Source organism: Sphingomonas sp. NPDC092440 (genome assembly GCF_044754985.1).
In the GTDB taxonomy this organism is placed as follows: Bacteria; Pseudomonadota; Alphaproteobacteria; order Sphingomonadales; family Sphingomonadaceae; genus Sphingomonas.
This window is the reverse complement of sequence record NZ_JBIVQA010000001.1, coordinates 180,645-204,201: the sequence shown is the minus strand read 5'-3', so window position 1 is coordinate 204,201 and position 23,557 is coordinate 180,645. Positions and strand designations below refer to the sequence as shown.

Below are 23,557 nucleotides of genomic sequence, written 5' to 3'. Positions count from 1 at the left end.
GTTTGCTGATCGAGTCTTCCCCCACTCGCCTTCCGGCGTCCCGGCCTCCTATCGGGGCGACCAAAAGGATCGGCTAGGACGGATCGCCATATAGTGGGAAGGGGCTTTCCCGTTCCCCGGCGAAGGCCGGGGGCCAGTCTCGGCGCATCCGGCCAGGCACGAGAACCTCTCGAACGGCGTCGCAACTGGGCCCCGGCCTTCGCCGGGGAACGGCCTTTCCTCCGCCGGCAAGGCGCGCTCGATACAGATCCCAAATGTCGATCCGCCCTAGGCCGGCGCCTGTGCCGGCTGCAGCTCCGCCACCAGCGCATCGTCCTTGGCCGAGGCGCGCTGATAGGCCTCGCGCCCGCTCAGCCGGCCGAAATAGTCCAGGAACGCTTCGCGCTTGGGCAGCGTGCCGAACATCGTGCCCCAGCCGATCGCCGAGCCGACATAGATGTCCGCCGCGGTGAAGCGGTCGCCGGCGATATAGGGATGCGCCGAGACGGCCTTTTCCAGCACGTCCACCGTCAGCTCGTAATTGCCATAGCCGAACATGCGGCCCTGCTCCGGCCTGGGGACGAACTGGGCGGCATGGTTGGTCACCGCCTGCTCGACCGGGCCGGCGGCGAAGAACAGCCAGCGATAATAATCGGCGCGCTCGCTCGCATCGGGGGCGAGGCCCGCCGCCGGAAAGGCTTCGGCCAGATAGGCGCAGATCGCGGCACATTCGGTGACGACATGGCCGCCATGGACGATCGCCGGCACTTTCCCCATGGGATTGATGCCCAGATAATCCTCGCCCTTCATCGTCGTGCCATATTCGACGACCTGCGTCTCATAGGATGCGCCGGCCTCCTCCAGCGCCCAGCGGACGATGCGCCCGCGCGACTGGGGATGGGTGTAGAAGATCAGATCGCCTGTCATGATTTCCCTCCGGATCAATCGAACATAAAGTGAACAAATCAATCGATCGCGTCAAGCGCCGTTCAAAGCGTGGCGAAGGTGGCGAGCAGGCGCTCCCAGGCGCGATTGGCCTGCTCCGCGTTATAGACCTGGCTGTCCGGCGGGCACCAGCCGTGCATCGTGCCCTTGTAGACTTCGATCTCGGCCGGCTGGCTGCTGGCGGCGAAGGCGGCCTTGAGCTTGTCCTTGTCCTCCGGCGCGCGGGCGTCGTCATTCTCGGCGATGGCGATCAGCCAGTGCGCCTTCATCTGGGGCACCAGCGCGATCAGCCCCTCGGCCGCGAGCCCGCCGCCATGGAAGGTCGCGCCGCCATGGACCCGCGCGGGCACCGCGGCAGCGGTGTACATGACCATCGGGCCGCCCATGCAATAGCCGGTGCTGCCGATGCCGCGCTTGGCGTCGACTTCCTTCTGCCGGTCGACCCAGGCGACAAAGGCCTTGGCGTCGCGCGTGGTCGCATCGGGCGTGAGCAGCTGGCGCCAGGGGCCGACCTTGGCCCGGAGCGCGTCGTCAAAGCCCTGGCCGGGCGTGACGAAGGGCGCTTTGGTGGAGCGGTAGAACTGGTTGACGGTGAGCACCGCATAGCCCGACTGGGCGAGCCGGTCCGCCATCTGGCGAAAGGCGGGCCGCAACCCGAAAATGTCCGGCCATACGATCACGGCGGGATGCCTGCCGGTCGCGGGCGCGACGAAATAGGCGTCGCAGGCGCCGTCCGGCGTGGCAATGACGACATCGCGTCCCGCGATCTCGGCCGCATCGGCCGGGGCCGGCAGCAGCACCGCGACGCCGGCGGCAGCGGCGCCGGCGCCGAATTCGCGGCGTGTCAGCAGGAAACGCGCATTGTCGGCGGCGGTCAGCTCGTCACACATGGGATCCCTCCACGGTCTCGGATGGCGCCCGGCGTGCCGAGTCGCGGCGGCAAGGCTACACGCCCCGCCCGCTTCCGTCATGCGGCGAGGCGATCCTGCCGGGCATGGCGGGCAAAGGGACTGAGGCCGAGCCAGCGCTGCATCTGCGCCGCGATGCCGGGGGCGCCGGTGAGCAGCAGCGTCTCGCGATCGAGCGCGTCGCGCACCGTCTCATACCCCATCCAGATCGCCGTCATCGTGCGCAGGTCCGAAGAGACGAACAGATCGACTTCATGGCCGGGATCGATCGAGCACAGGTCGACGCCCGATTGCGGATCGACCACCAGCCAGTAGCGGCGGCGCGGCTCCGGCTGCTCGGGGAAGCGGAACTGGATCACGTTGCGCCGGGGCGGCAGCGGCGTGGGATCGAGATGGCGGCGCATGTCCCACATCAGCAGCTGCGCATCGAGATGCTGGAGCGAGAGTTCATACGCCACCCAGCGCTGGCCCCAGATGCCGAACGCCTCGACCACCGGCTCCAGCTCGCGCCCGGCTTCGGTGAGGCGATAGTCGGTGCCGCCCTCCTCGCGCGCGACGATGCCCGCGCATTCGAGTTCCTTGAGCCGCTGCGAGAGCAAGGCCGGCGACATGCGCGGCACGCCGCGGCGCAGGTCGTTGAACCGCGTCGATCCCGCGAACAGCTCGCGCAGCAGCACCACCGTCCAGCGCGTGCACAATATCTCCGCGGCCATCGCCACCGGGCAGAATTGCTTGTAGCTCCCTTGCGTCATCCCCGATCCTTCCGGCCGAATACTGCACGAACATGCATTCATGGTAGTTCAGACTCTGTACCGCAAGTTCAGTTTCTGAACTGGAGCATGACCCGGCGGATGGCCGATTGGTGGCGCGACCAATCGACCGAAAGGGGGAATGACGATGGAAGGCAAGCTTGCGGGGCGGGACTGGATCGCCGAGGCCCGAGCGATCGCCACGGAGATCGCGGCGCATGCCGATCGCCACGATGCCGAGGAGAGCTTCGTGGCGGAAGGCTATGCGCGGCTGAAGGAAGCGGGCTTCTTCAAGGCGCTGGTGCCCGAGGCGCTGGGCGGCGGCGGCGCCGATTTCGCCGATGTCTGCGGGGCGATCCGCGTGCTGGGCGCCGCCTGCGGCGCGACCGCGCTCGCCTTTTCGATGCACACCCATCTGGTCGCCGCCGCGGCGTGGCGCCTGAAGCACCAGGATGCGCCGACCGAGGGCCTGCTCCGCCGCGTGGCGGCCGAGGAACTGATCCTCGTCTCGAGCGGCGGCTCGGACTGGCTGGAGAGCGCCGGCACCGCCGAGAAGGTGGAAGGCGGCTTCCGCATCACCGCGCGCAAGCCCTTTTCCAGCGGCTGCGAACTGGGTGACCTGCTGATGACCAGCGCCGTGCACGATGATCCCGAGGCAGGGCCGACCGTCCTCCATTTCGGCGTGCCGCTGCGCGCGGAGGGCGTGACGATCGCCGATGCCTGGCACGTGCTCGGCATGCGCGGCACCGGCTCGCACGACCTGATGCTCGACAAGCTGTTCGTCGCCGACGCGGCGATCGCCGGGCGGCGGCCCCAGGGCAAGTGGCACATGCTGTTCCATGTGATCAGCATGATCGCCTTCGCCGCGATCTATTCCGCCTATATGGGCGTGGCGGACGGCGCCCGGCGGCGCGCGCTGGAAATCGCGCGCACCCGCCAGCCCGACTCCCATCTGCTCCAGCGCATCGGCGAGATGGAGAATGCCCATGCCGCGGCGGACATGGCGATGCGCGAGATGATCGCGATCGCGGCCGGCGGCGCGCCGGGGCCGGCCACGACCAGCCGCGCGATGACGTGTCGCACCCTGCTCGGCGACGCGGCGATCGGGACGGTGAGCCGGGCGATGGACGTCGCCGGGGGCGCGGGCTTCTATCGCAAGGCCGGGCTGGAACGTGCCTTTCGCGACGTGCAGGGCGCCCGCTTCCACCCGTTGCAGCGCGAGCCGCAGCACGCACTGGCCGCCCGGGTCGCGCTGGGGCTCGACATCGACGGCTGAGCCCGGCATGCGTCGCCCACGCACAAAGGGACGGCGCATGGATCTCCAGGCCTATTTCGCGCGGATCGGGCATGACGGGCCGCTGACCCCCGACCGCGCGACGCTGACTGCCCTGATGCAGGCGCATCTCGCCGCCTTCCCCTTCGAGAATCTCGACGTGCAGCTGGGGCGCCCCGTCTCGATCGAGCCGGACGCGATCTTCGACAAGCTGGTCGTCCGGCGGCGGGGCGGCTGGTGCTTCGAGCAGAACGGATTGTTCGGGCGAGTGCTCGAAGCGCTGGGCTACGAAGTGCGCCGCATCTCGGGGGGCGTCATGCGGCAAGTGCATGGCGAAGCGGCGATGGGCAACCATCTGGCGCTCCTGGTTACGCTGGAAGGCCGGCCCTGGCTGGTCGATGTCGGCTTTGGCGGCATGCAGGCGGCGCCGCTGCCGCTGGCGCCGGGCAGCGCGCGCCATCCGCCCTATGACGTGGCGCTGCGCCGGATCGACGGCTGGTGGCGCTTCGAGGAGCGCTATGGCGAAGGCGATCCCTTCAGCTACGACTTCCAGGACGCGCCCGCCGACGAGGCGCTGCTCGCGCGGCGGTGCGGCGAGCTGCAGCGCCAGCCCGAATCGCCGTTCGTCCAGAATCTCGTCGTCCTGCAGCGGCGCGGCGATCGCCACACGACGCTGCGCGGGCGCGTCCTGACCGAGCGGGGCCCCGCGGGCGAGGCGCACATGCTGCTTCCCGATGCCGAAACGCTGGTCGAGCGGCTCGAACGATGCTTCGGATTGCAGCTGCCGGAGGCGGCGGGGCTGTGGGACGGCGTCTGCGCCCGCCACGCCGCGCTGTTCCCGGACCAAGCCTAGGCCGCCAAGCCGCTCCACGGGAAAATCGACGCGCATACGCGAATCCCCCGAACCGCATTCGAGGGGAAGCCACGCGCCCGCTGCCGGGCGTATCAACGAAAGCCGGCCCCGTTTCGGTGGAGCCGGCCGGTCGTCAGTTGTTGCTGCTGCGGAACAGCGTCTCGGCCGTGTGCTCGACCGGAGCGGCCGGAGCATCCTCGCCGGCGGCTTCGGCATCGCGGGTCGCGGCCTGGCGCTCGGCGCGGAGCTGCTCGATCAGCGCCTCGCGGTCGCCCTCGAGGCGGGTATCGACCTGCGCCTCGATGCCGGCGGCCTTGGCGGCCTTGGCGACGATCGCATCGAGCTCGCGCTGCGAGGTGAGGCCCAGCGTCACCGGGTCCTTCGGCACGATATTGGCGATGTTCCAGTGGCTGCGATCGCGGATCGCGGCGATCGTGGTCCGGGTGGTGCCGATCAGCTTGCCGATCGCGCCGTCCGAGATCTCGGGATGGTTGCGCAGGATCCAGGCGATGCCGTCCGGCTTGTCCTGGCGCTTCGAGACCGGCGTGTAGCGCGGCCCCTTGGTGCGACGGACCTGCTCGGGGCCCTTGAGCATCTTGAGGACGTAGTTCGGATCCTTCTGGCCCTTCTCGATCTCGTCCATCGTCAGCTCGTGCGCGCGGACCGGATCGCGGCCGGTGAGCTTGGTCGCGGCGGTATCGTCGGCGATCGCCTGGACCTCGAGGATGTGCAGACCGCAGAACTCGGCGATCTGGTCGAACGAGAGCGACGTATTGTCGACCAGCCAGGAAGCGGTCGCATGGGGCATCAGCGGCTGGGCCACTTACAGTCTCCAGAAATAGAAGAGGCCGCCCATCACGGGCGGCCTGTAACGGGCCTGACTTAATGCGATGCCGCGCGAAGAGCAAGAAAAAGGGGGAGGTAACCAGCGGCAATTACCGTCATCCCGGCGAAAACCCGGATCCCGGTTCCAGCCTTCGCCTTCGCCCGAATTCGCCGGGATGACCATCCTGGCTGGAGTCACGACCCGATCAGCCAACCGCGTCATCCCCGCTCCCCCTTCCTCGTCATCCCCGCGTCGGCGGGGATCCAGGGCCAGGGGCAAGGCGCGCGAGGCTCGCCTTGCCGTGTCCGGCAGGCCTCCGCGCGATTGCTTCGGTCATCCCCGACTAGCCTGGATCCCCGCCCGCGCGGGGATGACGGCTATTGGGCACGCCTTGTCCCAAGGGGATAAACGCCAACTCGTTTCAGCATGACGGAACCGAGAGAGGCTTCGACATTCAGTTCCTTCCCTCGCCACCGGGAATGGAAGGGACAGAGCCGAATGTCGATCCGTCCTAAGCCGCGACCCGCTCCCCGTGCATCGGATGCAGCGCGTTGAGGAACTGGCGGGCGCTCGCTTCCCAGGTGAAGGTCCTGCCATAGGCGGCGCAGGCCGCGCGGTCGCGGGTCAGCGCCTCGCCGATGGCCCTGGTGAGATCGGCATCCATCGCGCCGGTCTCCGGCGTGAGCACGTCGATCGGCCCGGTGACGGGATAGCCGGCAACCGGCACGCCGCACGCCAGCGCCTCGATCATCACCAGCCCGAACGTGTCGGTCTTGCTCGGAAAGACGAACACGTCCGCCGCCGAATAGGCCGAAGCGAGCTCGGGACCGAACATCGGGCCGAGGAACCTCGCCTCGGGAAAGCGGGCCTTGAGCGAAGCGCGTGCCGGCCCGTCGCCCACCACCACCTTGGTGCCCGGATGCGTCGTCCTGAGGAACGCCTCGAGATTCTTCTCGATCGCGACGCGGCCGACATAGAGCTGCACCGGCCCCTCAAGGTCCCGCATCGCCGGATGCGGATCGAGGCCGGGACGGAAATTGGCGAGGTCCACGCCCCGGCCCCAATGCTTCACATGGGAAAGGCCGTGATCGGTGAGCGACTGGCGGATCGACGGCGTGGAGGCGAGGATCGCCTGGCTCGGCGCGTGGAACCACTTGATGTAACGCCAGATCCATTCGGCCGGCACGCCAGAGCGCGCCGAGACATAGTCCGGAAACTGGGTGTGATAGGCAGTGGTGAAGGGCATTTCGTGGCGGATGCACCAGCGCCGCGCGGCGACGCACAGCGGCCCTTCGGTGGCGAGATGGATCGCCGCGGGCCCGAACTCCTCGAGCATCGCCCCGACACTGGCGACGCGGGCAAGCGCGAGGCGGATCTCCGGATAGGTGGGGCATGGCAGCGAGTAGAAGAGATCGGGCGAGATCACCTCGACCAGATGGCCCTGCTTCTCGAGCACCCGGCGCACCGATTGCAGCGTACGCACGACTCCATTCACCTGGGGCTCCCAGGCGTCGGTCACGATAGCTATCCGCACAGGTCCGACCTCCGTTGCCGTCACGCAGCCGCCAGTCTGACCCCGGATGCTGCCTCGCTCTCGCGTTTCGCCATCTCTTCGGCCCAATGGAGAATTTCCATGGTACCGTCGTAGTGCTCAACGAGCGCGGTGCAACCCTCCACCCAATCGCCGTCATTATAATAGGCGACGCCTTCGATGTTGCGCATCTCGGCAGTGTGGATGTGTCCGGCGATCACGCCGTCGACTCCCCGCGCACCGGCTTCGTGCGCGACGATCTCTTCGAATTTCGAAATGAACTCGACTGCGTTCTTCACCTTGGCCTTGGCGTATTTGCTCAGCGACCAATAGGGCATGTCGAGCCAGCGGCGGACGCGGTTGACCAGCCGATTCAGGCCCATCATCGCCTCATAGGCGGCATCGCCCAGATGCGCGAGCCAGCGGTGCGACATGGTGATCGCGTCGAACTCGTCGCCGTGCAGCACGAGCAGGCGGCGGCCATCGGCGGTGGTATGGATCGCCTGGCGGCGGATATGCACCCCGCCGAAGTTCAGCCCCGAGAACTGCCGGAACATCTCGTCGTGATTGCCCGGGATATAGACGATCTCGGTGCCGCGCTTCGCTCGCTTCAGGAACCGCCAGACGATGTCGTTGTGCGAATCCGGCCAGTAGAAGCGCTTCTTGAGCGCCCAGCCGTCGATGATGTCGCCGACCAGATACATCACGTCGCAATCGACATGGTCGAGAAAGTCGATCAGCATCTCGGCATTGCAGCCGCGCGTGCCGAGATGGATGTCCGAGATCCAGACCGTGCGATAGCGCTTGCGCTCGGTGATCGCCTTTTCGGGGATCGACGGAGTCGATGCGTGGAAATCCGCGACATGCTGCGCGTCGAACGGAAGTCTGGTGATCGTGGCCATTCAACCAGCCCTGCAAATGCCCTTGCCTGGCCCGGCTAAATGGCCGCGGAATATTACAATTGGAATCGTTTCGACTTCACGCAGATGTCACAGAAATCTGCATAATTGATCGCTTACGCTCTACGAATCGGGCACCCCGTAATTTTAGGCGGTGATCGGTTTTAGGCGGTGATCGGAATGTGCCGCGGCAGCGCCGCCATCCGATCGAGCCACGCCCGCAGCGCGGGATAGGGCTGGAGGCTGAATCCGCCCGTCTCGGCGACATGGGTATAGGCGTAGAGCGCAATGTCGGCGAGCGTCGGCCGGTCGGCCACGAACCAGTCGCGCTTCGCCAGATGCTCGTCCATCAGCGCGAGCGCCGCCTCGCCGGCGGCCCGCTTCACCGGCAGCATCGCCCGCTGCGCGTCGCTCAGATTGTCGAGGCCGATCCAGACGGTCCAGAAGCGCAACGTCGCGACATTGGGCTCGTGATTATATTGTTCCCAGAACAGCCAGCGCAGCATGTCCGCGCGCTCGAACCGGTCGTGCGGGATCAGGTCGCTGCCATCGGCCAGGTAGAAGCAGGCGGCATTGCTCTCGGGCAGGAAATCGTCGGCGCCGATCTGGAGCACGGGGATACGGCCATTGGCGTTGACCCGGCCCAGGAATTCGGGGGTGCGCGTCTCGCCCTTCACGATGTCGTACTCGCGCCGCGCGAGCGGCAGCCCCAGATGCGCGGCGGTGAGCCGGATCTTGTAGCAATTGCCCGAAGCGGCATATTCGTGAAGCACCAGCGCAGCCATGATTTCCTCCCTAGCTCAGCCGGTTCTTCGGACCGGGCGGCGCGCGGCGTCCAATAAAATGCGCCGGGCGAAACATAAGCAAGGCTTATGATCAGATATAGCCGTTCTCCGCCCGCCAGCGCACCGTGCGGCGATGCCAGAGCCATAGCGCCAGCCCGACCCCCGCGACGAACAGCCAGCCCCAGACATGGCTCCACCAGGGCACTCCGCTCGTCGCGCGCAGATCACGGCCATTGGCCTTGTCCAGCGCCGCATGGCCGACCTCGTTGAGCGGCGCGGCGACCACGCCCCAGTCCGAGCGGAAGAACAGCACATGGCCATATTCGACATTGTACCAGAAGGGCATGCCGAGAAAGGTCGCCTCGCGCACCGAATAGCCGAACCTGGGCGCGCTCATATTGGCATAGGAGGGCGCGGGCGCTTCCAGCCCGTAGCTGGCGCGCTTGATCGCGACATATTGCTCGGCCTTGCTCGGCACGCGCTGGATATGGACGCCATAGGCATCGATCGCCGAGATCATCTCGCCCAGCTCGGGCGGCACCTTCACTTCGGCCAGATCGTCGACGACCGGGCGGTTCGCCGCCACCCAATAGCGATCCGACAGCAGCAGCGCGCCGGCCAGCACGAGCAGCAGCACGGCGCAGAGCAGCTTGAGCGCCGGATCCTTCCGCAGGAAATGCATGCGTCCCCTCCCCCAAGGCGACGCGCTCAGCTGCCCGAGCGCGCCTTTCGCGACGCGGCGCCGGACGGTCCCGCCGGCGCGTCGTCATCATCGTCATCACCCGCCGGCGCCGCGGCGATGCCCTTGACGCCCGTCTCCGCCGCTCCCGCGACGAGCCCGTCGAGCGTGCCGCCATCGAAGCCCAGTTCGCGCATCAGCCCGTCGATCACCGGCGCCTGGGCGCGGTAGCGCAGCGCCGCCGCCACCGCCGAATTGGCGAGGTTGCGATCGCCTTCCCCGCCGCTCTCCGCAACCCCGGCCGCGCCGCCGCGCCCGGTGATGCCGTCGACCTGGACGATCTTGATCGAATCGATCGCCTCGAGCGGCTTGGAGGCTTCGCGGATCACTTCCGGCAGCACCTTGAGCAGCGCCAGCTTGGTCTGGAGCGACATGTTGTCGGAGGAGAGCAGGTTCGCCGCCTCGTTGATCGCGCGCTGGCCCGCGGCCTCGACTTCGAAGCGGACGCGGTCGGCCTCCGCCTTGAGCTTGGCGGCCTCCGCCTCGCCCTCGGCCTGGAGCCGCGCCGCCTCGGCCCGGTCGGCCGCCGCCTGCTTCTCGGCATCGGCCTGGACCTTGATGCCGATCGCGGCGCGCTCGGCCTCGCGGGCGGCGTCGATCAGTTCGATGCGCTTCTGGCGCTCGGCAACCTCGGCCTCGCGCGCGGTGCCGACGCGCTCCTCGGCGATCACCGCCTTGGCGCGCGCCTCGTCGGCGATCGCCCGGGCCTGGCTCTCTTCACGGCTCTTGTTCTGCACCGCGATCTGCTGCTCCTGCCGGGCGAGCTCGAGCGCCTGCTCCTGCGCGATCTTGGCCTGCTGCACCGCGCGATCGGCTTCGATCTGCTGGCTGTCGACCAGCTTCTTGGCTTCGATCTTCGCCTGTTCGGCCTCCTGCTGGCGCAGCGACTGCTCGCGCGCGACTTCCGCGGCCTGCACGGCACGGCGCATCTCGACCTCGCGCTCCTGCTCGAGCCGGGCGAACTCGGTGTCGCGGCCGATCAGGAAGGACTGGCGCTGCGCCTCGAGATTCTTGGTCTCGATCTGCACGCGCGTGTCCTGCTCGATGTCGTTGCGCGCCTTCTTGCGCAGCTCGATCTGCTCGGTCAGCTTGGTCAGGCCCTCGGCGTCGAAGGCATTGTTGGCGTTGAAATGCTCGATCGAGGTCTGGTCGAGACCGGTGAGCGAGACCGACTCCAGCTCCAGCCCGTTCATCGCCAGATCGACCGAGGAAACCTGCTGCACCTTCTGGACGAACTCGGCGCGCTGCTCGTGGAGCTGCGCCATCGTCATGCCCGCGGCGACCGAGCGCAGCGCATCGACGAACTTGCCCTCGACCAGCTCCTTGAGCGCATCGGGGTGCATGGTGCGCATGCCGAGCGTCTGCGCCGCGGTGGCGATCGCCTGGGCATCGGGGCGGACGCGGACATAGAATTCGGCCTTCACGTCGATGCGCAGGCGATCGAGCGTGATCAGCGCATCCATGTTCTTGCGCTCCACGGCGAGGCGGACCGTGTTCATGTTGACCGGCATCGTCTCGTGGAAGACCGGCAGCACCAGCGCGCCGCCGTTGATCACCACCTTCTCGCCCCCAAAGCCCGTCCGGACGAAGCCGATCTCCTTCGAGGCACGCTTGTAGAGGCGGGCCAGCATGAGGCCGATGACCAGGAACAGGAGCAGCCCGACGCCGGCATATACGAAATAGGGGATCATCGACGAAGCTCCTTGGGGCACGATCGCATTCATGGGTCACCCATCCAGTCGGGGGAGATAGAAGTCGCCGCGCGAGATCGCGCGGAAGCATTCGCCTTCGCGGCGGACGAGCAGCACCTGCTCGCCCTCCTGGAAGACCTGGCCGGCGCCGTCGGGCTCGACCATGACATAATGGACCTGGCCGTGATGGTCCTGGGCGCGGGCGCGGGCGGGCGAGCCCTGGCTGGCGCGCCCGGTGACAATCTGCGCCGTGGTGCCGATCAGCACCTCGAGCGGCACCGCCGTCGTATGGTCGCGCGGCAGGATCGGCGCCAGCAGCCGGGCGGCCAGCCCGGTGACCGGCAGCGCGGCGACGCCCACCAGCGGCACCGCGGCGAACATCGGCAGCGGGGCGCCGGTCCAGTCGCGCAGCAGCTGCTGGAGCATGAGCCCGCCGACCCCGAACACCGCCAGGAAGATGACGATCAGCATCAGCAGCGGCAGCCGTCCGATGCCGAGCCAGGACAGGAAGTCGAAATGGAGATCGCCATGGACGTCGGCATGCAGGTCCGCGTCCACGTCATGCCCGAAGCCGATCACCTGCACGAGGCCGATGAGCAGCATCAGCAATACCGCGACGACGAACGCGAAATTCCCTTCGGCAAGAAGGAACGCAAGCACCCTGGACACCCCCGATTCGAGGATGGAATCTAGATGCCGATCGATCGTTCCACTAGCGAAATCGGAATCTTTTCAGCCTGCTGGGGAGCGGTGCTCAGTCGATCGTCAGCACGATCTTGCCGACATGCTCGCCCGATTCCATGCGGGCATGCGCCGCCGGCGCCTCGGCGAGCGGGAACACCTTGTCGATCACCGGCTTGAGCCTGCCCTCTGCCACGAACGGCCAGACCGTGCGGTGCAGCTCGTCGGCGAGGAGCGCCTTGAACTCGAGCGGGCGCGGGCGCAGCGTCGATCCGGTCAGCGTCAACCGCTTGCGCATGATCTCGAAGATCGGGATCGTCGCCTGCATGCCGCCCTGCACGGCGATCGACACATGGCGCCCCTCTTCCGCCAGGCACTGGAGGTTGCGCGGCACATAGTCGCCGCCGACCATGTCGAGCACGATGTCGACGCCCCTGCCCGCCGTGATCTCCATCACCCGGGCAACGAAATCCTCGGCCTTGTAGTCGATCGCGTGATCGGCGCCGATCCGCCGCGCGGCCTCGCACTTGGCCGCCGATCCCGCGGTGACGATGATCGTCAGCCCGAACAGGTTGGCGAGGTGGATCGCCATGGTGCCGATGCCGCTGGTGCCGCCATGGACGAGGATCCACTCGCCCTCCGTCGCATAGGCGCGCTCGAAGACGTTGCTCCACACCGTGAACAGCGTCTCCGGCATCGCCGCCGCCTCGACCATCGACAGCGCGGGCGGCACGGGCAGGCACTGACCCTGCGGCGCCACTGCATATTCGGCATAGGCGCCACCGGCGATCAGCGCGCAGACGCGCTGGCCCAGCAGCTCGCGCGGCACCTCCTCGCCCACCGCGGCGACGGTGCCGGCGATCTCCATGCCGAGGATCGAGGGCGCGCCGGGCGGCGGCGGATACAGGCCCTTGCGCTGCATCACCTCGGGCCGGTTCACGCCCGCCGCGGCCACCTTGACCAGCAGCTCGCCGCGCCCCGGCCGAGGCACCGGGCGCGACACGGGCACCAGCACCTCGGGCCCGCCCGGCGCCTCGGGGTCGATTGCCAGCATCGTTTCCGGAAGACCCATCGGCTCGTCGCTTTCGAACGCAGAAGAAACCCGGGGTCTTATTGACATCGGTCCGGCCCCGGTCAACGCTGGGCCATCATGGACGCCGACGAAAATCTTCCGCGTCGCAAGGACGACCTCGTCGCCCAGCTCGCGAAGCAGGACCTCGATCCCCTTTCGGTTGAGGAGCTTAACGAGCGAATCGCGCTGCTCGAGGCCGAGATCGCCCGAAGTCGGAACAAAATTTCATTTGCCATTAACCACCGCGCAAGCGCGGACGCTCTATTTAAGAAATGAGCGTGACGGCACCGGAGATGGGGCGAAACGCCAATCCGCTCCGGTGCGGGGCCGCTGCGCTTGATGCCGGGCCCATGTCTCCCGACATAGGGGGAGACAGGGGCCGCGTATCCTTTCCGGCCCACAGGAGTTGTACCTGAATGCCTAGCTTCGCCTCCGCCCTGGAATCGACCCTTCACAAGGCGCTCGAAGCCGCGAGCTCGCGGCGCCACGAATATGCCACGCTGGAGCATCTCCTCCTCGCGCTCGTCGACGACGAGCATGCGAGCAAGGTGATGAGCGCGTGCGGCGTGGACCTGGGCGAACTCAAGAACACCGTGGCGCACTATCTCGACACCGAGCTCGAGGCGCTCAAGGTCGATCAGGCGACCGATCCGTCGCCGACCAGCGGCTTCCAGCGCGTCGTCCAGCGCGCGATCCTGCACGTCCAGTCCTCGGGCCGCGACGAAGTGACCGGTGCCAACGTGCTCGTCGCCCTGTTCAGCGAGCGCGAGAGCTACGCCGTCTATTTCCTGCAGCAGCAGGACATGAGCCGCCTCGACGCGGTGAGCTACATCTCGCACGGCGTCGGCAAGGGCGGCACCGGCAGCAGCGAGGCGCCCACGCCGAAGGGCGCCGCCGACGAGGACAAGGCCGCCAAGCAGGAGACCAAGTCCGGCAAGGGCGAGAGCGCGCTCAAGCAGTTCACCGTCGACCTCAACGAAAAGGCCAAGGCGGGCAAGGTCGATCCGCTGATCGGCCGCGCCGCCGAGGTGGACCGCACCGTGCAGATCCTTTGCCGCCGCTCGAAGAACAATCCGCTCTATGTGGGCGATCCCGGCGTGGGCAAGACCGCCATCGCCGAGGGCCTGGCGCGCAAGATCGTCGAGGGCGAGGTGCCCGAGGTGCTCAAGGAAGCGGTGATCTACTCGCTCGACATGGGCGCGCTGCTCGCCGGCACCCGCTATCGCGGCGATTTCGAGGAGCGGCTGAAGCAGGTCGTCACCGAGCTGGAGAAGCTGCCGCACGCGGTGCTGTTCATCGACGAGATCCACACCGTGATCGGCGCGGGCGCGACCAGCGGCGGCGCGATGGACGCGTCGAACCTGCTCAAGCCGGCGCTGTCGGGCGGCTCGATCCGCTGCATCGGCTCGACCACCTACAAGGAGTTCCGCAACCATTTCGAGAAGGACCGGGCGCTGCTCCGTCGCTTCCAGAAGATCGACGTGAACGAGCCGACGGTCGAGGACACGATCAAGATCCTCGCCGGCCTGCGCACCGCGTTCGAGGAACATCACCACGTCAAGTACACGCCGGATGCGATCAAGTCGGCGGTGGAGCTGAGCGCACGCTACATCAACGACCGCAAGCTGCCCGACAAGGCGATCGACGTGATCGACGAAGTCGGCGCGATGCAGATGCTGGTGCCGCCGTCCAAGCGGAAGAAGACGATCACGCCCAAGGAGATCGAGCAGGTCATCGCGACCATGGCGCGCATCCCCCCGAAGAGCGTGTCGACCGACGACACCAAGACGCTGGCCAATCTGGAGACCGATCTGAAGCGGGTCGTGTTCGGCCAGGACAAGGCGATCGAGGTGCTCAGCTCGGCGATCAAGCTCAGCCGCGCGGGCCTGCGCGATCCGGACAAGCCGATCGGCAACTATCTGTTCTCGGGCCCGACCGGCGTCGGCAAGACCGAGGTGGCGAAGCAGCTCGCCGAGCTGCTCGGCATCCCGCTCCAGCGCTTCGACATGTCGGAGTACATGGAACGGCACAGCGTCTCGCGCCTGATCGGCGCCCCTCCGGGCTATGTCGGCTATGATCAGGGCGGCCTGCTCACCGACGCGGTCGACCAGCAGCCGCATTCGGTGCTGCTGCTCGACGAGATCGAGAAGGCGCATCCGGACCTGTTCAACATCCTCCTGCAGGTGATGGACAATGGCAAGCTGACGGACCACCACGGCAAGACGGTGGATTTCCGGAACGTGATCCTGATCATGACCACCAATGCCGGGGCGTCGGACATGACCCGGGAGTCGATCGGCTTCGGCGAGATCAGCCGCGACGACGTGCAGGAAGAAGCGGTGAAGAAGCTCTTCACCCCGGAATTCCGCAACCGCCTCGATGCGATCGTGCCGTTCGACTATCTGCCGACCGCGGTGGTCAGCCGGGTGGTGGACAAGTTCATCCTCCAGCTCGAGCTGCAGCTGGCCGATCGCGGCGTCCACATCCAGCTCGACGAGCCGGCCAAGGCGTGGCTCACCGAGAAGGGCTATGACAAGCTTTATGGCGCGCGCCCGATGAGCCGCCTGATCCAGGAGAAGATCAAGCAGCCGCTGGCCGAGGAGCTGCTGTTCGGCAAGCTCGTCCATGGCGGCGAGGTGAATGTGAAGCTGAAGGACGGCGCGTTGACCTTCCAGGTGACGCCGGCCGCGCCCAAGCCGAAAAAGGGCAAGAGGGCCGAGGCCGCCAAGGCCTCCAAATAAGGGCTTCGGCCGTTGACGAACGATGCGGGCCGGGAGGCGACTCCCGGCCCGCTTTGCTTGTCCGGTCCCGGGCGGCCCGTTCTCCGTCGCAGCCATTGCGCCTGGCGTCGCCGATACCCGGGTGGGGACCCAGACGAGTCCTTGGAACCACGCCCGTCATCCCCGCGCAGGCGGGGATCCAGGGTAACCGGGGATGATCGAAGCAATCGCGCGCGCGTTGCCGGAACCGGCAAGGCGAGCCTCGTGCACCTTGTCCCTGGCCCTGGAGCCCCGCCTGCGCGGGGGTGACGGGGAAGGGATAGCGGGGATGACGCTGGAGAATATGCGTCCCCTGCCCCAGGGATCAGCGCTCGCGGCTCGCGACTTCGACGCCCCGATTGGCGAGCGCGATGGCGCGGTCGACCTGCGGGCGCGCGGTCTCCGCCGCGACCCTGTGGCAGGCGCGGACGCCAGGGCTGTGCAGCAGCGAACCGGCGGCACGATGGTCGCCACAGACGCGGACGACGGCGCGGTTCACGCGGCGGTGCAGCGCCTGGCGGCCTTCGGCGGTGGCGAGCTCGCTGGCCCGGTACGAAACCTTCACGCTGTTCTGGGCACATGCCGGCACGGCCGGAACCGCGAGCGCGGCGGCAATGAGGATGATCTTCATGACAAGCTCCTGCGCGAGTTGGTCTTCTGCCCGCTCCCCGCGGCCGGTCTCTCGCCGGCTCGGGCGCGCCCTAGTCGCGCGATGCGTAAGCCGCATGATCGGACGATTACGTCGCGCGGTCTTTGATGTGACGATCGCGATGAACCAGGCGCTTGGCCTTCGCCCATGGCGCATGTGTTATATTTAAATAACACACCCGTTGCATTTTCGTGTCGTTGCCGTAAGGAAGGCATGCGTTTCGGGTCGCAGCCATGGTCTTGCCAGGGAGAATCCGAATGCGATCGATGAAGTGGAAGATTGCGGGCGCCGGCACCGCGCTGGCGGGCACGCTCGCCGCCGGCCTGGTCGTTGCACAGACGGGCAACGATACCGCCCCCGAAGCACGATATGTGATGGACGTCGGCACCACCGCCGGCATGATGGGCCAGGGCGACGGCCGCGAGATGACGCTGCGCCTCGGCTCGCGCCTGCCCGCCACCGGCGGCGCGCCCAAGGCCGATCATTTCCTGCCCGAGGGCATGCGCATGGGCGCGTCGGTACCGCTCGCCTCGCCCGAGCCGGGCACGCGCGACGAAGACAAGTCTGCCTATGACAAGCTCATGCGGCCCAAGGGGCGGCTGCTGATCTATTGGGGTTGCGGCGCGCATGCCGGGCCGGGCCAGCCGGTGGTCATCGATTTCGCCAGGCTCGGCAAGGGCCAGGCCCCGCCGGAGCTGTTCAGCGCGAGCATCCCGGCCGAGGCGGTGCCCCGGCCGGGCACCAGCCGAACCTATGGCGATTGGCCGAACGGCAAGACGAACGCGAAGGTGCGGGGCAATTCCTCGCTGATCGGCCCGCACCGGATCGCCGGCAACTACAGCCCGGAGATCGGCTTCGCGCTCACCCAGGACTTCATGGCCGCGCCGCGCGTGAAGTCCGGCCAGGCGGCCGACGGCTCGATCCCGCTCAACTGGGCGGCGGTTCCCGCCGCGACCGGCTATTATGCCTGGGCGATGGGCTCGGCCGGCGAAGGCAAGGACGACATGGTCTGGTGGGCGTCCTCCGCCACCCGCCAGTTCGGCGGCGACCTGTGGAGCTGGCTCTCCCCGGGCACGGTGAACCGGCTGATCGGCCAGCAGGTGGTGATGCCGCCCGGCCAGACCAGCTGCGCCATTCCCGCCGAAGTGAAGAAGGCCGCGGGCCAGATGCTGATGGGCTTCCTCTATGCCTATGGACCGGAGGCCAATTTCGCCTTCCCGGAGCGGCCCAAGGATCCGAAGATCGCCTGGCGCCCGAAATGGACCGCCAAGGTCCGCTACCGGGCATTGGGCAATTTCATGGCCGGCATGCCCGACATGGCCGATGCGATGCGCGGCCAGATGGCGGACGAGCCGGACGAACGGCCCGAGCAGAAGCCCAAGCCCTGCAAGCCCAAGCTGGGCGGCCTGCTGAAACGCGCCGCGGGCATCGGCGACGGCTGCTGAACCGCCAGGGCCAGGGGAGCGGCGCGCATCGCCGCCGCGCCCCTGGCACGGGATAAGTGGCTGAGGGGCTTCATAAAGACGATCCGGTACGCATGTATCTTTACGGGTTGTTTGTCATGTTGGGCGTAGACCCGCGCCATGCTGGCGTTGCGTTTCCTGCGGCTGTCCGTCCTTGTCGGCGCGTTGATCGCGCTGCTGGGCATGGTCGTGCCTGCGCAGGCACAGGGGATGGTGGGGCAGGCGCTCAAGGTCTGCGTGCTGCGCGACACCGGCGGAATGAACCCGGCCGAGCTGATCCGCCACCCTGAGCGCTTCGATTGCAGGACACCGCAATATCGGCTCGGCCCCGGCAATTTCTGGGTGATCTCGCGGGACATCGAGCAGCGTTCCCGCCCGTCCGACCCGCTCTCGGTGCGCTTCGCCAGCCTCTGGCAGCAGGGACTTGCGCTGCACGCGCTCTATGCCGACGGGCGGATGACGACCCAACGCACCGACGCCCGCGGCATCACGCCCTGGGTCCAGCTCGGCGCGGTCGCCGAGATGCCGATCGCGCGGCGCGAGGCCAAGGTCGTGCGCCTGCTCTGGCACGTCGAGGGATCGGCGAACATGCGCGGCGTGATGCTGGGGCCACGACTGGTGACCGGTGCCGAGAGCCAGCGGGCCAACATCGCGCTCACCGGGCTCTATGCCGGCTTTGGCGGGCTGTGCCTGGCGCTGTTCGTCTATAATCTCGCCCTGTGGGGGGCGCTGCGCCACCGTTTCCAGCTCTTCTACTGCGTGATGGCGCTGGGGCTGCTCGGCTATGTCTTCTCTTCCTCCGGCGGGCTGGCCTGGGCCTTTCCGGACATCGCCAACAACGATCGATTGCGGCTCAACTATCTCCTGCTCGGCTTCACCGGCGCGAGCGCGCTGATCTTCGCCCGCAGCTTCTTCGAGGAGCAGGTGTTCGCCGGCTGGCTCGGCCGCTTCGTCTATGTGGTGGCCGGGGCGTTGCTCGGCGTGGGCCTGCTCGTCTTCTGCTTCGCGCCGCTCAACGTCCAGATCGTCGATGCCGCCTTCAGCACGGTCTTCCTGATGCTGGGCGCGGTGGTGGCACCCATGTTGTGGCGCGCCTGGCGGGTGCGCTCCAATTATCTGTGGCTGTTCGCGATCGGCTGGGGCGCGCCCATCCTCACCTCGCTGATGCGGACGCTCGCCAATTTCCACGTCCTCCAATGGAGCTTCTGGCTCGACAATTCGACGCTCCTCTCGATGGCGCTGGAGGCGCTGATGTCGAGCCTCGCCATCGCCTATCGCATCAAGCTGCTGCGCGACGAGCGCGACGACGCGATCGCCAGCGAGGTGATGGCCCGCCGCCTGGCCGATACCGATCCGCTCACCGGGCTGCTCAACCGCCGCGCCTTTCTCGCCCAGGCGATCGGCCGGCCGGGCGAGCAGCTGCTGCTCATCGCCGACATCGATCATTTCAAGCGAGTCAACGAGACCCTGGGGCATGACGGCGGCGACGAGGTGCTGCGCCTGCTCGCCCGCACGCTGCGCCAGAGCGCGCCGCTCGGCGCGCTGGTCGCCCGGCTGGGCGGCGAGGAGTTCGCGATCCTGGCGCCCGCCGATGCCGGGGTGGAGCCTGAGCAGTTGCTCGCCCGGCTGCGCACCACGCGCATGCCCTTCGACCTCAAGGTCACGGCCAGCATCGGCGCCTGCACCGGTCCGCTGACCAGCGACATCGACTGGAAGACGCTCTATCGGGGCGCCGACATCGCGCTGTTCGAGGCCAAGTCCGCGGGCCGCGACCGCGCCCGCTCGGCGCATCGCGAAGCCGCCTGACCCGCTTGCCCGGCAGCGCCGCGCGGCGTATGGCCCTTTACCATGTCGGGACGAGCCAGGAGGATAGCCTTCGGGGCGCTAGCTGTGCTTGCGCTGCTCGCCTTCGCCTCGCCCAATCGCCGCGCGGACATCGCCATCCGGATGCAGCGCGTCGACGATCTCTCGCCGCAGCGGCTCGAAGCCGCGCTGGACATCGGCTTCTTCGCCGTCTCGGTGCTCATCACCTGGAGCAAACGGCTTACGACTTGACCCCCGCAAAGGCTTGCTTACACCTGTGTCAATGACTGATCCCGAACAGATCTGGCGTACCAGCTATCGTCACCCGGGCGCATGGGACACGCAGTTCCCGCCCCAGTCCATGATCGATCTGTTCGAAGGCAGCGCCCGCGCGCATCCCGATGCGCCGCTGCTCGATTTCATGGGGCGGCGCTACAGCTATGGCGAGACGCTGGACGGCGCCAACCGCGTCGCCTGCGGCCTGAAGGCGCTGGGCTATGGCCCGGGCGACCGGATCGGGCTCTTCCTGCCCAACGTCCCCCATTATGTCGCGGCCTATTACGGCATCCTCAAGCTCGGCGCGACGGTGGTCAATTTCTCGCCGCTCTACACGGTCGAGGAACTGAGCCACCAGGTCGAGGATTCGGGCACCAGGCTGCTCTTCACCCTCTCGGCCTCGGCCCTGCTGCCCACCGCGCTCAAGGTGCTCGAGCAGAGCGCGCTGGAGCGGCTGGTGGTCGGATCGGTCGCCGGCGCGCTGCCCGCGGCGAAATCCTTCTTCTATCGCCTGTTCAAGCGCGCCGAGGTGACCGAGCGGCCGCAGGACGAGCGCATCCTCGCCTTTTCCGGGCTGATCGCGAACGACGGCGCCTGCACCGCGCCGAAGATCGATCCCGTGAAGGATCTGGCGCTGATCCAATATACTGGCGGCACCACCGGCACGCCCAAGGGCGCGATGCTGACGCACCAGAACCTGTCCGCCAATGCCCGCCAGGTCGCACGGCTCGATCCCGAGATGGGCGTGGCCAGGGACACGGTGCTCGCCGTCCTCCCCTTCTTCCATGTCTTCGCCAATACCTGCGTGCTCAATCGCACCGTGGTGACCGGCGGCGAGATCGTGATGCTGCCCCGCTTCAACGCCAAGCAGGCGCTGGCCGAGCTGCGCCGCACCCAGCCGCGCGCGCTGCCCGGCGTGCCGACCATGTACCAGGCGCTGCTCGACGCGCCGGGCATGAAGCCCGAGGACTTCAAGTCGCTGCGCTTCTGCATCTCGGGCGGTGCGCCCCTGCCCGCCCAGCTCAAGGAGGAATGGGAGCGGATCACCGGCGCGCGGGTGATCGAGGGCTATGGCCTGTCCGAAAGCTCGGGCGTGGTCTCGACCAATCCCTATGCCGGGCTCAACAAGCCCAGCACGATCGGCCAGCCGATCCAGGGCACCCGCGTCCGCCTGGTCGACAAGGAGGACCCCAGCCGCCCGCCGCCCGAAGGCGAGCCCGGCGAGATCGTCGTCTCCGGCCCACAGATCATGAAGGGCTATTGGAACCGCCCCGACGCCGATGCCGAGGTCTTCGTCGAAGTCGATGGAGGGGGGCATTGGCTGCGCACCGGCGATGTCGGCCTGATCGACGAGGACGGCTATATCCGCATCGTCGACCGGCTGAAGGACATGATCGCGGTGGGCGGCTTCAAGGTGTTCCCGAGCCAGATCGAAGCGGTGCTCTACCAGCATCCGGCCATCAAGGAGGCGCTCGTGATCGGCCTGCCCGATGCCTATCATGGCGAGATGCCACACGCCTATGTGACGCTCGACGAGGATGCCGCGCCGATCGACGGCACCGCGCTCGCCCAATGGGTCAATGCCCGCATCGGCAAGCATGAGCGCGTCGCCGAAGTGGTGGTGCGCGCGAGCCTGCCCAAGACGATGATCGGCAAGCTGAGCCGCAAGGACCTGATCAACGAAGTGATGGCGGAGCGCCAGGGATGAAGGCGCTGCTGCCCGTGCTGGCCCTCGCGCTCACGGCGGCAGCCCCGGCATCCGAGCAGCGGATCGACGTCGCGCTCTCCAATTTCAAGTTCACGCCGTCGACAATCGCGCTGGTCCATGGCCAGACCTATGTGCTGCGCCTGACCAGCAGCGGCGGGCACAGCTTCGCGGCGAAGCAGTTCTTCGCGGCGGCGGCGATGCCGGCGGCGGACCGGGCGAAGATCAGGGACGGCAAGGTTGAGCTCGACAGCGACACGGTCGTCGACCTCCACCTCACCGCGCCCGGGCCCGGCACCTATCCGATCAAGTGCACCCACCTGCTCCATGCGAGCTTCGGGATGACGGGGAAGTTCGTGGTTTCATAAATTCCTCCCCGAGCTTGTCTCGGGGAGGGGGACCGCGACGCGCCAGCGTCGTGGTGGAGGGGCCGGCGCAACGCGTCGGTGCCCGCCGCGCCCCTCCACCACCGCCTTCGGCGGCGATCCCCTTCCCCCAGGCAAGCTGGGGGAGGAACCAATCTAGTCCCCCGGCTTCACGTCCTTGCCGAACATCACGGCCTTCAGGTTCATGAACTCGTGCATGCCCCAGGGCCCGAGCTCGCGGCCATGGCCGGAGAGCTTCACGCCGCCGAACGGCGCCTCGGGCGTGGAGGCGAGCAGCGAATTCACTGCCGTCATGCCCGACTGGATGTCGCGGGCGAAGCGCTCGATCTCGGCTTCGTCCTTGGTCCAGACCGCCGAACCGAGGCCATAGGGCACGTCATTGGCCAGCGCGATCGCCGCGTCGATATCCTTCACTTTGTAGACGGCGGCGACCGGCCCGAAGATCTCTTCCTTCGCCACGTCCGATTCGGGATCCAGGTCGGTCAGCACCCCCGGCGTCATCCAGGCCCCTTCCCGCTCGATCCTGGCCGCGCCGAAACGCAAGGTGGCGCCCCCGGCCACGGCGCGCGCGACCTGCTCGAGCACGGCGTCACGCTGGGCGGTGCTGGAGAGCGGGCCCATGCCCGTCCCCTCTTCCATCGGATCGCCGATCTCCACTGCCTGCATCCCCGCCTCGAACCGCTCGAGGAATGCGTCGTACACATCGGCATGGACGATCATCCGCTTGGCGCAGATGCAGCTCTGCCCGGCATTCTGGATGCGCGCGGTGACCGCCGTCTTCGCCGCCAGCGCCAGATCGGCCGAGGGCATCACGATCAGCGGGTCGGATCCGCCCAGCTCGAGCACCACCTTCTTGAGCGCCCGGCCGGCCGCCTGCGCCACCTGCGCGCCCGCGCCTTCGCTGCCGGTGAGCGTCACCGCCACCACGCGCCGGTCGGCGATGATCGCCGAGACCTTGTCGGACTTGATGGCCAGGTTCTGGAACAGCCCGTCGGGCGCGCCGGCCGCGCTCATCATCTGCTGGATCAGCGCCGCGCAGCCCTGCACGTTCGAGGCGTGCTTCAGCAGGCCGACATTGCCCGCCATGATCGTCGGCGCGAGGAAACGCACGACCTGCCAATAGGGGAAGTTCCACGGCATCACCGCCAGCACCGGGCCCATCGGCAGCCAGCGCGCCACCGCATGGCCGCCGCCCGCCGTCTGCACTGTCCTCGGCTCCAGATAGGCGGGGCCGTTCTCCGCATAATGGCGGAAGCCGCTGATGCACTTCTCCACCTCGGCCACTGCGCTGGCGAGCGTCTTGCCCATCTCCCTGGTCGCAGTCTCGGCCAGATGCTGCTTGTTCGCTTCCCAGGCGTCCGCGATCCGGCCGAGCAGCGCAGCTCGCTGCTCGAGCGGCGAATCGCGCCAGGACCGGAATGCCGCCTCGGCGCGGGCGAGCGCCGTCTCGATCCCGTCCGCGTCCAGCTCCCGATGCGTATCGACCGTCTCGCCGGTGGCAGGATTGATGCTGGTGAACATGCGCGCTTCTCCTTGGGCCCGATCCCGTAACGCGCAGCTAGGAAGCGGGATGCGCGGTTGCAAT

The 23,557-nt window shown here is 67.7% G+C and carries 22 protein-coding genes; 9 read left to right on the top strand and 13 right to left on the bottom strand.

The window, feature by feature from the left end:
• Positions 1–267 precede the first annotated feature (267 nt).
• The 3 genes from ACIQCS_RS01000 to ACIQCS_RS00990 all read right to left on the bottom strand — a co-directional run bounded on the left by ACIQCS_RS01000 (position 268) and on the right by ACIQCS_RS00990 (position 2,584).
• Positions 268–906, bottom strand: a complete 639-nt coding sequence (locus ACIQCS_RS01000) for a glutathione S-transferase family protein (RefSeq protein ID WP_345850498.1) — start codon at positions 904–906, stop codon at positions 268–270.
• A 62-nt stretch (positions 907–968) separates the two neighbouring features.
• Positions 969–1,814 (bottom strand): dienelactone hydrolase family protein, encoded by an 846-nt coding sequence (locus ACIQCS_RS00995; RefSeq protein WP_345850497.1) that lies wholly within the window; start codon positions 1,812–1,814, stop codon positions 969–971.
• A gap of 77 nt (positions 1,815–1,891) precedes the next feature.
• Complete coding sequence (locus tag ACIQCS_RS00990; RefSeq protein ID WP_167297889.1) at positions 1,892–2,584, bottom strand: helix-turn-helix domain-containing protein; 693 nt, start codon at positions 2,582–2,584, stop codon at positions 1,892–1,894.
• A gap of 145 nt (positions 2,585–2,729) precedes the next feature.
• On the opposite strand from ACIQCS_RS00990, the gene ACIQCS_RS00985 reads away from it, so the two are divergent.
• On the top strand, positions 2,730–3,857 hold the full coding sequence (locus ACIQCS_RS00985) for an acyl-CoA dehydrogenase family protein (protein WP_345850496.1): 1,128 nt from the start codon (positions 2,730–2,732) through the stop codon (positions 3,855–3,857).
• 37 nt (positions 3,858–3,894) lie between these two features.
• Positions 3,895–4,707: an arylamine N-acetyltransferase gene (locus ACIQCS_RS00980; protein ID WP_345850495.1), complete on the top strand. Its 813-nt coding sequence runs from the start codon at positions 3,895–3,897 to the stop codon at positions 4,705–4,707.
• 133 nt (positions 4,708–4,840) lie between these two features.
• Here the strand turns inward: ACIQCS_RS00980 and ACIQCS_RS00975 are convergent, their stop codons facing one another.
• The 8 genes from ACIQCS_RS00975 to ACIQCS_RS00940 all read right to left on the bottom strand — a co-directional run bounded on the left by ACIQCS_RS00975 (position 4,841) and on the right by ACIQCS_RS00940 (position 12,931).
• Positions 4,841–5,530: a DUF1013 domain-containing protein gene (locus ACIQCS_RS00975; RefSeq protein WP_345850494.1), complete on the bottom strand. Its 690-nt coding sequence runs from the start codon at positions 5,528–5,530 to the stop codon at positions 4,841–4,843.
• 514 nt (positions 5,531–6,044) lie between these two features.
• Positions 6,045–7,067, bottom strand: coding sequence for a glycosyltransferase family 1 protein (locus ACIQCS_RS00970; protein ID WP_345850493.1), 1,023 nt, complete (start codon positions 7,065–7,067; stop codon positions 6,045–6,047).
• Positions 7,068–7,087: 20 nt separating this feature from the next.
• Positions 7,088–7,966: a UDP-2,3-diacylglucosamine diphosphatase gene (locus ACIQCS_RS00965; protein ID WP_280280376.1), complete on the bottom strand. Its 879-nt coding sequence runs from the start codon at positions 7,964–7,966 to the stop codon at positions 7,088–7,090.
• A gap of 161 nt (positions 7,967–8,127) precedes the next feature.
• A complete protein-coding gene (locus ACIQCS_RS00960; protein ID WP_345850492.1) occupies positions 8,128–8,748 on the bottom strand; it encodes a glutathione S-transferase family protein in 621 nt (206 codons plus the stop codon).
• Positions 8,749–8,839: 91 nt separating this feature from the next.
• Positions 8,840–9,430, bottom strand: coding sequence for a hypothetical protein (locus ACIQCS_RS00955; RefSeq protein WP_345850490.1), 591 nt, complete (start codon positions 9,428–9,430; stop codon positions 8,840–8,842).
• A 26-nt stretch (positions 9,431–9,456) separates the two neighbouring features.
• On the bottom strand, positions 9,457–11,178 hold the full coding sequence (locus ACIQCS_RS00950) for a flotillin domain-containing protein (protein WP_345850489.1): 1,722 nt from the start codon (positions 11,176–11,178) through the stop codon (positions 9,457–9,459).
• A 36-nt stretch (positions 11,179–11,214) separates the two neighbouring features.
• Complete coding sequence (locus ACIQCS_RS00945; protein ID WP_280280380.1) at positions 11,215–11,838, bottom strand: YqiJ family protein; 624 nt, start codon at positions 11,836–11,838, stop codon at positions 11,215–11,217.
• A 94-nt stretch (positions 11,839–11,932) separates the two neighbouring features.
• Positions 11,933–12,931: an NAD(P)H-quinone oxidoreductase gene (locus tag ACIQCS_RS00940; RefSeq protein WP_345850486.1), complete on the bottom strand. Its 999-nt coding sequence runs from the start codon at positions 12,929–12,931 to the stop codon at positions 11,933–11,935.
• 78 nt (positions 12,932–13,009) lie between these two features.
• Here ACIQCS_RS00940 and ACIQCS_RS00935 point away from each other — a divergent pair, with 78 nt between their 5' ends.
• A complete protein-coding gene (locus tag ACIQCS_RS00935; protein WP_280280382.1) occupies positions 13,010–13,207 on the top strand; it encodes a DUF1192 domain-containing protein in 198 nt (65 codons plus the stop codon).
• Positions 13,208–13,347: 140 nt separating this feature from the next.
• Positions 13,348–15,672, top strand: coding sequence for an ATP-dependent Clp protease ATP-binding subunit ClpA (gene clpA / locus ACIQCS_RS00930; RefSeq protein ID WP_345850483.1), 2,325 nt, complete (start codon positions 13,348–13,350; stop codon positions 15,670–15,672).
• Between the two features lie 343 nt (positions 15,673–16,015).
• Here the strand turns inward: clpA and ACIQCS_RS00925 are convergent, their stop codons facing one another.
• Positions 16,016–16,321 carry a UrcA family protein gene (locus ACIQCS_RS00925; RefSeq protein ID WP_345850481.1) on the bottom strand — a complete coding sequence of 102 codons (306 nt, stop codon included), beginning with the start codon at positions 16,319–16,321 and terminating at the stop codon, positions 16,016–16,018.
• 275 nt (positions 16,322–16,596) lie between these two features.
• Between ACIQCS_RS00925 and ACIQCS_RS00920 the strand changes: the two genes are divergently transcribed.
• The 5 genes from ACIQCS_RS00920 (at position 16,597) to ACIQCS_RS00900 (ending at position 21,954) form a co-directional block, all read left to right on the top strand.
• Entirely contained in the window at positions 16,597–17,784 is a 1,188-nt protein-coding gene (locus tag ACIQCS_RS00920) for a hypothetical protein (RefSeq protein ID WP_345850479.1), read from the top strand.
• Positions 17,785–17,922: 138 nt separating this feature from the next.
• Positions 17,923–19,608 carry a diguanylate cyclase gene (locus ACIQCS_RS00915; protein WP_345850478.1) on the top strand — a complete coding sequence of 562 codons (1,686 nt, stop codon included), beginning with the start codon at positions 17,923–17,925 and terminating at the stop codon, positions 19,606–19,608.
• Positions 19,609–19,692: 84 nt separating this feature from the next.
• The gene (locus tag ACIQCS_RS00910; protein ID WP_185907136.1) at positions 19,693–19,857 is read left to right on the top strand and encodes a hypothetical protein; all 165 of its coding nucleotides are present in this window, start codon (positions 19,693–19,695) and stop codon (positions 19,855–19,857) included.
• Positions 19,858–19,888: 31 nt separating this feature from the next.
• Positions 19,889–21,589 carry a long-chain fatty acid--CoA ligase gene (locus ACIQCS_RS00905; protein ID WP_345850476.1) on the top strand — a complete coding sequence of 567 codons (1,701 nt, stop codon included), beginning with the start codon at positions 19,889–19,891 and terminating at the stop codon, positions 21,587–21,589.
• Positions 21,586–21,954: a copper-binding protein gene (locus ACIQCS_RS00900; RefSeq protein WP_345850474.1), complete on the top strand. Its 369-nt coding sequence runs from the start codon at positions 21,586–21,588 to the stop codon at positions 21,952–21,954. Before ACIQCS_RS00905 ends, ACIQCS_RS00900 begins: the two co-directional genes overlap by 4 nt.
• 153 nt (positions 21,955–22,107) lie before the next feature.
• Here ACIQCS_RS00900 and ACIQCS_RS00895 read toward each other — a convergent pair whose 3' ends face one another.
• On the bottom strand, positions 22,108–23,493 hold the full coding sequence (locus ACIQCS_RS00895) for an NAD-dependent succinate-semialdehyde dehydrogenase (RefSeq protein WP_345850471.1): 1,386 nt from the start codon (positions 23,491–23,493) through the stop codon (positions 22,108–22,110).
• Positions 23,494–23,557 lie beyond the last annotated feature (64 nt).

What these genes read in the sequence shown, in the direction of transcription:
- ACIQCS_RS00920 (WP_345850479.1), top strand. Translation starts at nt 16,597, where the DNA reads ATGCGATCGATGAAGTGGAAGATTGCGGGCGCCGGCACCGCGCTGGCG.
- ACIQCS_RS00925 (WP_345850481.1), bottom strand. Translation starts at nt 16,321, where the DNA reads ATGAAGATCATCCTCATTGCCGCCGCGCTCGCGGTTCCGGCCGTGCCG.
- ACIQCS_RS00895 (WP_345850471.1), bottom strand. Translation starts at nt 23,493, where the DNA reads ATGTTCACCAGCATCAATCCTGCCACCGGCGAGACGGTCGATACGCAT.
- ACIQCS_RS00950 (WP_345850489.1), bottom strand. Translation starts at nt 11,178, where the DNA reads ATGATCCCCTATTTCGTATATGCCGGCGTCGGGCTGCTCCTGTTCCTG.
- ACIQCS_RS00900 (WP_345850474.1), top strand. Translation starts at nt 21,586, where the DNA reads ATGAAGGCGCTGCTGCCCGTGCTGGCCCTCGCGCTCACGGCGGCAGCC.
- ACIQCS_RS00940 (WP_345850486.1), bottom strand. Translation starts at nt 12,931, where the DNA reads ATGGGTCTTCCGGAAACGATGCTGGCAATCGACCCCGAGGCGCCGGGC.
- ACIQCS_RS00960 (WP_345850492.1), bottom strand. Translation starts at nt 8,748, where the DNA reads ATGGCTGCGCTGGTGCTTCACGAATATGCCGCTTCGGGCAATTGCTAC.
- ACIQCS_RS00990 (WP_167297889.1), bottom strand. Translation starts at nt 2,584, where the DNA reads ATGACGCAAGGGAGCTACAAGCAATTCTGCCCGGTGGCGATGGCCGCG.
- clpA (WP_345850483.1), top strand. Translation starts at nt 13,348, where the DNA reads ATGCCTAGCTTCGCCTCCGCCCTGGAATCGACCCTTCACAAGGCGCTC.
- ACIQCS_RS00965 (WP_280280376.1), bottom strand. Translation starts at nt 7,966, where the DNA reads ATGGCCACGATCACCAGACTTCCGTTCGACGCGCAGCATGTCGCGGAT.
- ACIQCS_RS00955 (WP_345850490.1), bottom strand. Translation starts at nt 9,430, where the DNA reads ATGCATTTCCTGCGGAAGGATCCGGCGCTCAAGCTGCTCTGCGCCGTG.
- ACIQCS_RS01000 (WP_345850498.1), bottom strand. Translation starts at nt 906, where the DNA reads ATGACAGGCGATCTGATCTTCTACACCCATCCCCAGTCGCGCGGGCGC.
- ACIQCS_RS00995 (WP_345850497.1), bottom strand. Translation starts at nt 1,814, where the DNA reads ATGTGTGACGAGCTGACCGCCGCCGACAATGCGCGTTTCCTGCTGACA.
- ACIQCS_RS00980 (WP_345850495.1), top strand. Translation starts at nt 3,895, where the DNA reads ATGGATCTCCAGGCCTATTTCGCGCGGATCGGGCATGACGGGCCGCTG.
- ACIQCS_RS00905 (WP_345850476.1), top strand. Translation starts at nt 19,889, where the DNA reads ATGACTGATCCCGAACAGATCTGGCGTACCAGCTATCGTCACCCGGGC.
- ACIQCS_RS00985 (WP_345850496.1), top strand. Translation starts at nt 2,730, where the DNA reads ATGGAAGGCAAGCTTGCGGGGCGGGACTGGATCGCCGAGGCCCGAGCG.
- ACIQCS_RS00935 (WP_280280382.1), top strand. Translation starts at nt 13,010, where the DNA reads ATGGACGCCGACGAAAATCTTCCGCGTCGCAAGGACGACCTCGTCGCC.
- ACIQCS_RS00915 (WP_345850478.1), top strand. Translation starts at nt 17,923, where the DNA reads ATGCTGGCGTTGCGTTTCCTGCGGCTGTCCGTCCTTGTCGGCGCGTTG.